Annotated in this window: 9 protein-coding genes; 1 reads left to right on the top strand and 8 read right to left on the bottom strand. The window is 45.4% G+C overall.

Annotated features, from left to right (window positions below; translation table 11 throughout):
• Positions 1 to 228: 228 nt before the first annotated feature.
• From RA086_RS01595 to RA086_RS01565, 7 genes are all read right to left on the bottom strand, one after another.
• Positions 229 to 2,463 (bottom strand): alpha-galactosidase, encoded by a 2,235-nt coding sequence (locus RA086_RS01595; RefSeq protein ID WP_308702182.1) that lies wholly within the window; start codon positions 2,461 to 2,463, stop codon positions 229 to 231.
• 218 nt (positions 2,464 to 2,681) lie between these two features.
• The gene (locus RA086_RS01590) at positions 2,682 to 3,707 is read right to left on the bottom strand and encodes a LacI family DNA-binding transcriptional regulator (protein WP_308702181.1); all 1,026 of its coding nucleotides are present in this window, start codon (positions 3,705 to 3,707) and stop codon (positions 2,682 to 2,684) included.
• An 83-nt stretch (positions 3,708 to 3,790) separates the two neighbouring features.
• The gene (locus RA086_RS01585) at positions 3,791 to 4,414 is read right to left on the bottom strand and encodes a hypothetical protein (protein ID WP_308702180.1); all 624 of its coding nucleotides are present in this window, start codon (positions 4,412 to 4,414) and stop codon (positions 3,791 to 3,793) included.
• A gap of 139 nt (positions 4,415 to 4,553) precedes the next feature.
• On the bottom strand, positions 4,554 to 4,922 hold the full coding sequence (locus tag RA086_RS01580; protein ID WP_308702179.1) for a DUF1304 domain-containing protein: 369 nt from the start codon (positions 4,920 to 4,922) through the stop codon (positions 4,554 to 4,556).
• Between the two features lie 94 nt (positions 4,923 to 5,016).
• Complete coding sequence (locus RA086_RS01575; protein ID WP_308702178.1) at positions 5,017 to 6,165, bottom strand: MFS transporter; 1,149 nt, start codon at positions 6,163 to 6,165, stop codon at positions 5,017 to 5,019.
• Between the two features lie 176 nt (positions 6,166 to 6,341).
• Entirely contained in the window at positions 6,342 to 7,847 is a 1,506-nt protein-coding gene (locus tag RA086_RS01570) for a multicopper oxidase family protein (protein WP_308702177.1), read from the bottom strand.
• A gap of 560 nt (positions 7,848 to 8,407) precedes the next feature.
• Positions 8,408 to 8,968, bottom strand: a complete 561-nt coding sequence (locus tag RA086_RS01565; RefSeq protein WP_308702176.1) for a matrixin family metalloprotease — start codon at positions 8,966 to 8,968, stop codon at positions 8,408 to 8,410.
• Between the two features lie 253 nt (positions 8,969 to 9,221).
• Here RA086_RS01565 and rpiA point away from each other — a divergent pair, with 253 nt between their 5' ends.
• On the top strand, positions 9,222 to 9,893 hold the full coding sequence (gene rpiA / locus RA086_RS01560) for a ribose 5-phosphate isomerase A (protein ID WP_308702175.1): 672 nt from the start codon (positions 9,222 to 9,224) through the stop codon (positions 9,891 to 9,893).
• A gap of 581 nt (positions 9,894 to 10,474) precedes the next feature.
• On the opposite strand, the gene RA086_RS01555 is transcribed toward rpiA, so the two are convergent.
• Entirely contained in the window at positions 10,475 to 13,171 is a 2,697-nt protein-coding gene (locus tag RA086_RS01555; protein WP_308702174.1) for an Ig-like domain-containing protein, read from the bottom strand.
• Positions 13,172 to 13,373 lie beyond the last annotated feature (202 nt).

Below are 13,373 nucleotides of genomic sequence, written 5' to 3'. Positions count from 1 at the left end.
TATAGCTTTCTAGTTGCTTGTCTTGTGACACAAAAAGCCCCATAAAGTCGTGTTGGCTTTACGGGGCTTGTATGATAATTTATTTTAGTTTGGATCACAAAAGGTTATAGTATCATGCTTTGGCAATATCACTTTGGGGGGACTTTTGATAAGTCTAACGCCGGTCAATTTCACACGCTTGCTTAGCCCATCATTCGAAAAGTTGGGTTAAATTGGCTCGTTTTCCCCTCAATCGATTGCAACTAAATGATAAACATGTGATTGGAAATCGCCTCGCAATTCAGCCGTATCCGAATTAGCACCGTTGAATTGTGCGGGTTCACGCAGACCCAACTGCTGTAATAAACGACCACTGATAACTGGACCGTCATCAATACAGTAATTCTGATCCGCAATAACCGTTGGCAGTTTGAGATAGTTCAAGACGCCTGAATTTGGCGTGGCTAGCTTCCGATAAAACCCAACAAATAGCTCCGTCTGTGCCGGATTAGCAATACTCCAAGCTACGGTGTTGGCAGTTGGATCAAGTGACCGCAACTGTTGGAACTGACCATTCACTAGTAAATCACGATGTTGCTTATAATAGGCGATAGCGGTTTTGATAACCGCCAATTCAGTTGCTGGTAACTTGGTAATATCCAACTCGTAACCTAGTGGTCCGAAATTACTAACATTTTGTCGCATCGCTAGCGGCGTCTGTCGCCCCACTTGACCATTCGGTACAGCTGAGACATGATTGCTGAATGCTGATAACGGATATGCCAACGCCGTCCCGCTTAGGATTGATAGCCGTTCAACTGCATCACTGTCATCACTCGGCCACATTTGGGGACTGTAAAACAGCATGCCAAGATCGAATCGGCCACCACCACCGGCACAACCTTCAATCAATAAATCCGGAAAATCAGTCAAAACTTGTTGATAGAGCTGATAGACGCCAAGAATATACCGGTGAAAGAATTCCGTTTGTGGTAACTCTTTCGCTGCCAAATAAGGTGAGTAAGCCTCTGTAATATTGCGGTTCATGTCCCACTTAATAAAGTCGAGCTTGGCGGCAATAATCACAGGCTTAATCTGTGCATAGATTGCCTGGACCACGGCTGGGTTAGCAAAATCAAGCACATACTGCCCGCGACCAATTGATGTCCGCGGATAAGGATGCCGCACAATCCAATCTGGATGATCCCGATACAACGGCGTATCTGGTGAAACCATTTCTGGCTCAAACCATAGGCCCATTTGTAACCCTAATTCGTGGATTTGTTGTGAAAAGGACGCCATGCCATGCGGAAACTTGCGGCGATCCACCCGCCAATCACCCAGTGACGTACGGTCGTTATCACGATGGCCGAACCAACCATCATCGACCACTAAGCATTCCATGCCGAGTAGCTTAGCTTGTTTAGCCAAGGTCAACAATTTCGTTTCATCAAAGTTAAAATAAGTCGCTTCCCAATTATTAAAAACAATTGGCCGCGGGCGTTTTTGCCACTGCCTATCTACGATATGTTGTTGTGCAACAGTTTGCGTCTCGACCATTAAACCATTGATGCCGTTCGGACTGTAATACAGCAATGCTTCCGGTGTTTCAAATGACTCTGTTGGCGCGAGTTGCCAGCCAAAATAAGCTGGACTGATCCCCGTCATTAAACGTGTCTTATGCCACTCATTGACTTCAACTTGGCTTAAGAAATTCCCAGAATAAATTAGATTGCTCGCATAAACATCCCCATGTGTTAAGTTACGCTGCCGCATCAGGGCTACGAACGGATTGTGCTGATGCCCGGACGCTCCTTTCAAAGATTCTACTGACACCGTGCCTTGCGCCAAATTGTGAAACGTGACGTGTCGTTCTTTGAGCCAGGCACCAGCCAGATTAACCATCTCAAAATCATCATCGGGCAGTTCCAACACACCACTCATCATATTTTGAAGCATCACCGCGTCAGACCCCAAATTGGTCAGAGTACTACTACGAACAATCACGCCTTGCGCTTTAAAAATAGTGTAGTGGGCCACTAATTTCAATTGGTGTACAGCGTCCACTAAAGTAATCGCCAACTGCTCAGCTTCCTGAGACCCCACCGCATAAGTCGCCGGTTGAGCTAATGAACGCGGCTTGGTCGTGCTGATGGTATGGCTTTGATACCTAAAGTCCAAATACCACGGCTCATTTTGCCGGTAAACATCCAAAGCACCGCGACGAAAATCAGAGGACCCATACACAGGATATTCCTGAGCACGGTCGGCCAAGTTGAAATCGCCGAGTTCCGGTGAATATTTCACCGTTCCGGCTGATCTACTGACCTGGTCACACAAATAGGTCACCTCAGTCGCTGTTAAACTTCCTAGTGCTTTGCCATAGTACAAATGTCCCAATTGGCCGTTCGCCATGACAGTTAGCACATAGCTAACTTTGTCATTATGTAAATGAAAGGTTTTGTTATCAATCAGCTCAATCATGTCTTCTCCCACTTTCCCATGCCCAAATTTGTTTGATTATGCTTCATTATTACCACAACCTTGGTAATATGACCGACTATTTCAGCTTAGCTATGCTTAATAACACTAAGAAATGTTAAACCTGCCACGTAACTTAAAGCGGACATCATAATTTTGAATCAGTGCAATAATCATTGTGATGTTTTAATAAACGTTTACATAAATGAAAATAAAAAAGTCTATTTTATTTTTTTTACAGATTCTCGCAACATTAGTCGACTGCCACAAACGAGGTGTAAGACCATTTTGTGCGGTTCAATCATGCGATCACGAGCTAATTTGACGGCGGTACGACCCATTTCTTCTGCTTCCATCCGTACACTGGACAACGCTGGTACCAGATACTGGTTCATTTCAACATCATCGAAGCTGACCACTGAAATATCAGCTGGAATCTGTAACCCGGCGTTATTAATAGCTTTGTAGACGCCCATCGCCATGGGATCACTCCCCACCACGATGGCAGTTGGCCGCGTCGGCTGTGCTAAAATTTGCGCCGTCAGCTGCATGCCATCTTCCGCGGTCCAGTGACCAATCTTATCATTGGCAGGCAAATCATGTAATTTCATCCAGTTACGATAGCTCACCGCCCGCACTTCATTCTCGTCTCGAACGACACTACCGTCTGGCCGCACAATACTGCTCTCACCGCCAACAAAAGCAATCCGGCGATGGCCTAAATCAGTCAATTTTGTTAAGATATCCGCCGTCTTTTCCGAAAAATCCGTGCGAATCACGTCTACGCCAGCATGCTTGGCATAGCTATCCACCAAAATGAGATTTTTATTCTGGGCGGTAATCTGATCAATTGCTGATTGTGTCATTTCACCAACCATGATGATTGCTCCAAACTGACTCAACTGATCCCAGTCTTTTTCGGCATCACGCATGCCAAATGCTTTGATCACCCGCATCCGCCACTTCGCCGCTTCTTGTTCAATCCCACGCCGAATTTCATGGAAATATGGATCTTGCAATTCCGTCTCCAAATTATGCCGCAAAATCAAGCCAATGCTCATACTGTCATGATTATAGCGCGGCCCTTTTTTACTAGCTTCCTTGGAATAATGCATCCGATTGGCGATTTCAATCACCCGTTGGCGCGTATTATCGTTGATACTAAACGTTGGATCATTGTTTAAAATGCGTGACACACTAGCCGGTGAGACCGTCGCCATCCGTGCAATATCTCGAATACTAACCATTTTTTAGATCCGCCTACTTTCGTTTACTGTTTACACTTTACTCCCGATTTGTTTAAAAGCCTAATATCGGCAAACTCCTCCGCTCAATGAACAGATAGTTGTCCCAAAATATAAGTGGCTACCACGCCAACCAAAACACCCGCAATCGCAGTAATGGCTAAAACCCACCAACTTAACAGATCCACCCCCAGCGCAAAGAAGGACTGATTCCATGACCCCCAGACGGGTAACCAGGCGCCTAGTAAATGTAATTTTAAAAATGCCACCGCAATCAACGGCCCACTGACTAAGGTCGCCAACACGCCACTAAGCCTGCCTTGACTGGCTAAGACGATCGAAATCAAGTTAGGCAGATACACGATAATATTAACGAGTAACAAAGCCAGTGTGAACCGATAGCCCCACCCCATGGCCTGACGCATATGATCACAATCATGAATAGCAATAATCTCCAACATGGCTAGATTCGTGATCACTAACACATAGCTCTGGCTCAACGACGGCTGTCGGCGTGAAAAAATTCGCTGATGATGGATGCACCGTAACGCCCACCAACCGATTACGATCATTGCTAATCCTAATAAGCCATGAATCACAACGCCAAATGGGCTATGCCCCCGCCACATTAACCCGGTCGCCACTAACTCGGTGATTGCTAGCGCGCCAATCAACAGCCAGCTAATAATCTTCGCTATTCGTGATGTCATTAGAGCCATCCCCTTCTGCAAGCTATATAATCAAATTGTAACGCTTTCATTGCCGCAAATATACTGTTTTCAGTCATTTTCAGGCAGCAAAAAAGCCAGCACCATGTCGTACTGGTCGCTGACTGTTGGTCCGATTAAGTTAGGCTAAATAAGCCAAGATAAAGGCGATTAAAGCCGGTAAGCCTTGAATCACTAAGATTGATTTGCTGGCCGTGACACTGCCAAAAATCGCGGCAATAATAATGCAAGCCAAGAAGAACATGGTCACACCAGCACTCGCGGCGACAGGCACGACGAACAAACTAAAGATGATTCCCACGGCCAAGAAGCCGTTATACAAGCCTTGATTTTTTAACAACGTTTGGACCGCTGGGACACCCAATAAGTTGCGATCAACCCCGAACGCCTGTGAAGCCATTTCACTATCCGCATTAAACATTTCTAACCATAAGATGAAAAAGTGTTCCAGTGCAACTAAGCACGCCATGATGGTTGCTGCGATTTGCATCTTGCTATCCCCTTTGTAAACCATATTTCCACCTTTTAGTTTAACAGAACCTTATCTTAGTTAACAGAATTCACTAACTTTTTACTTATCGGCGTTACAGGCTGACGCGTTTGCTCAAACGCAAGGCTAAGCCAATATACACCAGGCCCACTAATGCCAGTACAAAAAACATGCCTTGATACTGTAGCCCTTCTACGAGCCAGCCAAGAATAACCGCACCCAAGCCCATGCCAAGATCATAGGAGTTCAAAAACATGCCTGTGGCAGTATCACGATTTTCTAAAGTCGTCACTTTAAAGACCCATGCCTGCAAGGTCGGGTAAATGGCGCCATCCGCGACACCATAAAAAACACCAGCGACAACTAATAACCAATTGCTACTGATTAGCGCAATCATGACCATGCCCACTGTCAAAAGCACCGTGCTGATCAATAATACCAAGCGGGGACCACGTTGATCGAATGACCGCCCCACGATTGGCCGAATAACCACCCCAGCAATTGCAGCGACAAAGAAGAACCACGAAATCGCTGTTAAATGCTGCGCCTGTGCGTAAATCGGCGTAAACGTCATCACGCCACTCATCAAAACACCCAGGATAAAGACCAAACTACATTGTGGGATAAATTGGCGATCGAAGACGGGCGCACGATTAGTCGGCTTGGCGGCAGCATCAGGGGCCGTCGACTTGGTCGTCCCCAGAATGGTTAACAGTGCCAAAAACAAGATACCGATACAAGTCATGAAAAACGCGGTGAAAGAAAACTGCTGCACAATTGCCAAAGCCAACAGTGGCGCCAACGACGCGGTTACCATCGTGCCAATCCCGAAGTATCCCATGCCCTCACCAATCTTGTTCACCGGTAATTCATCCGCGGCCGAAGTCGCAAAATAAGTCGTCGTGATGCCATGGCCCAAACCATTAAACAGCCGCAACAAGACTAACAACCCGAAGCTCCCCAACAACGGATAACCGATTGACGCTAACAAGTAACCCAAGATTCCACCCACTAGCAAGACTTTCTTACTAAATTTGCCTGAAAACCACGGCACGAATAGCCGGGTAACCAGTGCCGCAAACATAATGGCGCCCACGAAGACCCCGATTTGCGCGGGGCTTAATCCGAGTTGTTTACCAAACAATGGCAAAACTGGCACTTGCATGTTGTAAACCATAAACAATAGCGCGTTACCAATTAAAATTAAGATGAAGTTACGGCTCCAATACGACGTTTTCGTCATGAAAATTCCTCCCTGAGAAGACAAAAAGCGGCCAGATAAGATTAAGTGTTTCATCTTATCTGGCCGTAACCCTCCGATACGCCGCAGCGTACCTTATCTAACTTTAATGTCTTCCGATAGTGTTATTTATTTTCCTTAATTTTAGCGTAACTGCTTACTGAAAATCAAGGAGAAATTTACATTCCAGGCATCCAAACATCTTCCGGCTTGACCCCTTGTTCTTCTGCAAACGCATTACGCAAAGTGGTCATATCCATTAAATGATACGTCTTTGGATGGGCTGGATCATAGGATTCAATCTGCGCCATCATGCCACCATCTTCATGTTCGATAATGTGGCAATGGTACATGTAGACCCCGGTCAACTTGAACCGAACTTTGATTCGAACCGTTTCACCAGGATTAACCCCGACCGTATCTTTCCAACCATGTTCATTTGGATAAACCGGACCATCATTACGGGCTAATACCGTGAATTGTGTCCCGTGGACGTGGAATGGATGAACCATCCCATTTTTCGTACTATTCGTATTGGTAATTTCCCAAATCGCCACATCGTTAACTTTTTGGCGCGCATCAATCCGTTGCATGTCAAATTTCTTATGATCCATGGCGACTTCTTCATCCATGCCATCCATGGTGATCTTCCGTACGGGTAATCCCGGTGTCGGCGTCTCATCTGGAATATCAACCAACCGATCTGGTAACTTAGTGTTGTCTGGTTCAAAGGCCTTGATACGGAAATGGCACAATGGCGTGTCATCCGTCATCAACGTGACTTCATCGCCTGGTTGGTAATTGCCAAAGTCCACCACGATTTCATCACGTTCAGCACAAGTTGCCATTAATTTGGTCAAATAAACGGGTGCTGGCATGATCCCGCCGTCAGAACCGACTTGCGCAAATTCCAGATCATCATCAAAGTGTAAGCGCCATTCACGCCGGTTGGACCCATTTAAAATCCGCAGCCGCACGCGTTGAGTGGTCACGTCAAAGTAAGGATTAACGGTCCCATTAACTAAGGCCGTATGCCCTTGCACGCCATCCGGATCATAGTCCGCCCGATAATCAAACTGGTTATCTTCATGGAATTCACGATCTTGCAAGACCATTGGAATATCATCGACGCCATAATTGCGCGGTAATGGTAATTGGTCTTCTACATCATCTTTAATGAGGACCATCGCTGCTAAGCCTTTCCAAACTTGGGTCGCAGTAGATGGACACGGATGAGCATGTAGCCAAATTGTCGCAGCTGGTTGATCCACATCAAAATCAATATGGTTCGTCTTACCAGGATAGACCGGCGCATGACAGCCACCATCAGTGATTGGCCCTGGCACGTTCAAGCCATGCCAATGAAAAGTCGTTAATTCAGGTAAAGTATTTTTTAAATCGATATGCGTATGTTTACCATTGTGAAAAACAATGGTTTGACCCAAGAAACCTGCATTGTAGCCCCAGGTTTTAGTCTTCTTACCTGGTAAAAATTGTGTTTCGCTAGCTTCCGCAGTCACCGTGTAATAGTCATCCGTCGCCGTTTGCTTATCTGGCTTCAATAACGGTGGAATCGCTAACGGTTGTGGTGGCATTTTCGGTGTCACTAACGGAATGTAGCCCCCATCGTGAGTATTATAAGCTGGTTCATCAAAAAAATAATCGGTATAGACTTTCTTTGCCATTTCGACATCCCCTTAAAATTCTAAACAACAATTATCCGTTGAGTCCCTAATCCGTGTCAGCGCTTACTAACACATAACTTTAGTTTAGAATTATTTTAAAACAGTGTCAACGACTAACGGAGCTATTTACAAGGTATCTGTTTAACTTGCCGCTCCGGTTGGTCTGGACTGCCCTAGTTAACGAATCTTTAATATTAATCAGATCACATCAGTAAAGATTACAACTAGCCACTATTTGACGTCGGAGTTGACCAGTACGTTCGTCGTGTTAAGACACTTAGCTGGGCGAGCTCACCCAGGTTAGTGTCTGGCCGACTTTTAAGACGGGAGCTTCGGCTTAAAAGCGCCCTGCAGACCGATCTTTGGCTGCAGGTCTGCCCCCACGACGAACGTGCTGGTCAACGGAGATGGGCTGTTACCTCACATTTCAGCAATAAAAAAGAGCCTAGGTTTTAGCCTGGGCTCAGTCAAAACGTGGCGATTGCAAATCATGCCTGTGGGGTCTACACCACGTTTTTCAAATCGATAGCCAACCACCAACTATAGTTGAAAAACTAAGCTTACGAATGCCTACCAACTGGCGTATGATACCGCTTTTTGACTGCAGTGATATCATTCCTACTAATGCCGTTATAACGATTGTCGGCGAGCATTACACTATTCCGCGCAGTGCTATGTTGCAACCCCATCACGTGACCGAGCTCATGTTCGGCAACGTGAATCTGGTTGGAAGTCGTGTAATGGTACGTTGCTAAATTTCTGGTTAGCAGCAAAACTTTGGCCTGATTATAGTATCCTTTTTGAGGACCATACGTAAACGTGATTCCAGCCAACATATGATACTGGCCGGTCGTCGAATTACTGGTTGTTAGCGTCACCTGATGATGCGCATTGGAACCCTGAATGAATCTAAATTGACCCGTTGAATTCCAAGCGCGAATCGCAGTGGCGTAAATGTTCCGATAATAACGGGACCCACTAACAACATAGGTGACACGTGGTTCACGCCAGCGACTAGCTCCGAACGGCGTCGCTGACGAAGCCTCCGCCACCACGCCAATATTCAGAACCAAAGTTGTTGCCAACACTAACACACCTAATCGAATTCGCTCTCTCTTCATTGCCGTTACCTCTTTTCACCACAATTGAGGTAGCCATCAATGTACTTTTATTTTAAAACCAGCTCACGACCGGACGCCATTCAACAGTCCAATTTATCAGAAAATAACGAGATTTATCGTACCACCCTCGTTAGTTAATCGCGCTATCTCATCGCGAGTGCTATTATGGAAATAATTACTGGTCAGTTCTCTTCATTACTAAGGGCTGAACCAGCTTTGTGACCACAACATCTAACTTTCAGGAGGGACTTAAATGTCCATTAAACAAACCATTGTTCAACAAGCTTTACCTTTAATCAAACCCGGCATGGTCGTCGGTTTCGGCGGCGGTTCCACGGTTGCCGAACTCGTCAAAGAAGCGGCCAATCTTGTCAACGAGATTCAAGTTGTCACGCCATCGCCAACAACACGCCAGCTGGCGACAGTTTTAGGATATACCGTCATTGACCCGCAATACTGTGATCGCGTGGACATCGCGTTTGACGGCTGTGATCAACTGAATACGCACGGTTCCGCCCTAAAAAGTGGCGGCGGGATTCACGCTAACGAAAAGATCATTGCGACCTTAGCCGATGAATACTGGTTATTAACAGTCAGCTCACGACTGGTTCAAACGACCTTTGATACGAAGACACCGTTAGTTTTAGAAGTCTTACCTAAGGCCCTTGCACTCGTCATGCGCACCATTTCCGAGCACGGCGGCCAACCCACAATTCGGACCGCAACCAATCGTGATGGCATGACCTTGACGGACAATGGCAACTTTTTAATCGACTGCCATTTTCCAAGTTATGAACATCTAGCCGCGCTAAATAACGATTTTGCCACACTCGCTGGCGTTGTTGAAACGTCTTATTTTGATCGGTTAGTGACAAATGCGCTCCTTGGTGATGAAACCACTGGTAAGGTCGAACAACTATTCTAAAAAATTAAATTTAGCCGGTGATTGATTCTAGTGAAAAATCAATCACCGGCTAAATTTAATATCAATCAATTGAAATTATGATTTAAAGCTGTTGCCGGTGTAGTGTGATTATCACATTTATAAGTACCCACTTAACTTGCCGCTCCGGTTGGGCTGGACTGCGCTAATTAACGAACCTTAACATCAATTAGATTACAAATAGCCACTATCTGACGTCGGAATTGACCAGTACATTCACCGTGTCGAGACCCTTAGCTGGGTGAGCTGTCCTAGGTTAGTGTCTGGCGGACTTTTAAGACGTGATTTGCGGCTTGAAAGCGCCCTACAGACCGAACTTTGGCTGCAGGTTGCCTGCCCCACGGTAAACGAACTGGTCAACGGAGACGGACAATTAATGTCCTATTTTAATAAATACGATGGCTATGATGCACCCAGTCACTTTCCTTAAATAATGACGACAAAAATAACCCCATAAATCTAACTGTTAATGACGGTTAGACTTATGGGGTCTGATGCCAACTAGTTAAAACAGCTAATTGGTTTTGGGTTAAGACTGCGATGAGGCAATCCACCTTTCTAAATTATCGTGTCTGACGACGAAAGCCCAAGTAACCTAACACCAAAATTAGTACTAAGGCTAAGCAACCAAGAATCGTGTCAACAGCCGAGTTCCGATGTTCACTAGTTTGTGGCAAACGACCAGAAGCTGGACTATATGGTGCTGGCGTATTGGTTGCGCCATTGCCATTTGGCATAATTGTATTTGGCACACTTGGTGTCGCAGTTGCTGGTGCATTAGGTGTTGTCGGCATTGTCGTGCTAGGTGCTGTCATATCAGGATTTACTGGTATGGTAGTTCCTGGTTGTTGCGGCTCTGTCGTACCTGGCATTTCAGGTTCAGTTGTCCCTGGCTTTTCAGGTTCAGTTGTTCCTGGCATTTCAGGTTCGGTTGTTCCTGGTTTCCCAGGTTCAGTCGTACCTGGCATTTCAGGTTCGGTTGTCCCTGGCTTTTCAGGTTCAGTCGTACCTGGCATTTCAGGTTCAGTTGTCCCTGGTTCTTCAGGTTCAGTTGTCCCTGGCTTTTCAGGTTCAGTCGTACCTGGCATTTCAGGTTCAGTTGTCCCTGGTTCTTCAGGTTCAGTTGTCCCTGGTTCTTCAGGTTCAGTTGTCCCTGGTTCTTCAGGTTCTTCAACTGCTGGCCGATCAATAGAGCTATCGGCAGATGCATTATTGCCATCGTCATCCGTATAAAGGGCGGCATTGTCAAAGGTTGCAGCACCTGTATCTTTATTGGTCTTAGTCTGATAGGTTATCGTCATATTCGTTTCAAACTTACCAGCTAAACTAAATGTGATCACATTCCCAGCAACACTAACGTTCAACGGCAACCGTTGACCATCTTCATCAACCGCCTGAGCACTATCACTCACATACGTTTGATTATCACTGAGTTCATCGGTAATCACTGGATTAATTAACTGATTGTCATTAGCTTTAATAGCTAATGTCCAGTTGATCTTAGTCCGGTCGTTTGGATCACTCCAAGCAGCCTCTTTAGTCATACTAATAGGATCTTTAGCTGGTTCAACTTCTGTGGCATCGCGGTCAATCGAAGCATCGGCTGACGCATTGTTGTTAGCTTCATCTTCATAAACAGCGACATTAGCATAAGTTGCAGCGGTATCAGCTTCATCAGTAGTGGTCTGATACGTTAAATCGAAATTATCTTCGTAAGTCCCACTAAGTTTGAAGGTTATTTCAGTCCCATTAGCCGTCGCGATAACTGGAACGGTTGCACCCGTTGCGGTGACAGCCCGAGCACTCCCATCAACAAACGTCTGGTTAGCACTCATTTTATCAACAATCGTTGGATTGACTAATTTATTACCATTAGCCGAAATCGCCAACTTCCAGTTCAACTTTGTTTGATCTTTAGGATCAGCCCAAGCAACTGATTTCGCCATCGTAATTGGCTCTTTAGTTGGTTCTTCTGGCACCACGGTCCGGTCGATTTCGGCAGTCGCATTAGCGTTGTTGCCGTTATCATCCTTATAAGTGGCATCGTTACTAAACGTTTCCGCGCCTTTGCCAGTCGTAGTCGTTTGATAAGTCAAATGTAGATTAGTCGTAAACGTCCCAGTGGCACTGAAAACTAATGATTGACCATTTGAACTCTGGCTTACTGCGACCATAACTTTATCACCGTAAGCATTGACTAACTTCGCACTACCATCCACATAAGTTTGATTCTTGCTTAAATGATCAACAATCTGTGGATTGACTAACTTATTCCCATTATCATTAATTTCAACGGACCAATTTAACTTTGTTTGATCTTCAGGATCAGCCCAGCTAACGGACTTAGACATCGCAATCGGTTCCTTTTGACCAGGTTCATCAGTCCCAGGATTTTCCGGTGGTGTCGTTTCGCCTTCACGATCAATGGACGCATTCGCTGACGCTTGATGCCCACCATCGTCCGTATAAGTGGCATTGTTGTTGAATGTATCAGCACCAGTTGCTAACTTAGGACGTGTCTGATAAGTTAATGTAATGTCAGTCGTATACGACCCTGACAACTTAAAGGTCATCGTATTGCTCAGCAAGCTACCAGAAGCAGTTACCGGAATATTTTGACCCGCGGCATCCGTCGCTTTAACACTCCCAGCGACATACTTTTGATTGCCACTGAAGGTATCTTTAATGACTGGATTAGTCAACGTATTGCCATCTGGACGAACCGCTAATTGCCAGTTGATCAAATTAGGCTTTGTTGGATCAACCCAGCTAGCCGTTTTTGACATCGAAATCGGGCCATCTGGTTCAGTGGCTTTACTCTCCACACTGACTTTGATCCAGCCTTTCCGATTCTTCGTATTGGTTTGTAAATATCGATTTAAAGTAATTACACCGTAAGAAGCACCTTGATCAATATGAGCTCGGCCAATCGTCCCGCTCCCACTACTGGAAGTTAAACTGAAATCATCCGGCTCTGGAATATTGATATTTTGTGGCAACTGGAAAATCATTGTGTCGCCAGATCTAACATCGGTACCGTTTGGAATACTCCAAGCATAGTTTACCGTGTATTCGCCCTTTGGAAGCTGCGCATCATTCGAATAAACCTTGCCATTGGCATCTTTAATGACCGCACTATTGACATCAAGTCCAACGACTGACGTAATTTCCTTCGCCTGCCCTAAAATTGGTGGACTCAGAACCATCAGCGCTAAACCAGTTATTGCAAGTAACAAATATCGCCAAAACTTGCGCATCATTATTATTTCCTCCTCGTATTTATTGTTATCAAGTAGTACTTCCTTGCTCAACACCTCCAAGTTACCATCGTTGTACATGTACCCTTTACCGTTATCATTCATTCGTTAAGCTTACAAACCACCTTAAAATGCCGTTATCACAGCTTTTATAAAACAATTAATATTTTACTGCTAGCCCCACTAAGGACGAGCAAGGACCAAG

Source organism: Lactiplantibacillus brownii, from assembly GCF_031085375.1.
In the GTDB taxonomy this organism is placed as follows: Bacteria; Bacillota; Bacilli; order Lactobacillales; family Lactobacillaceae; genus Lactiplantibacillus; species Lactiplantibacillus brownii.
Note: the sequence above shows the minus strand (reverse complement) of the source record. Positions and strands in the feature narration are given on the sequence as shown.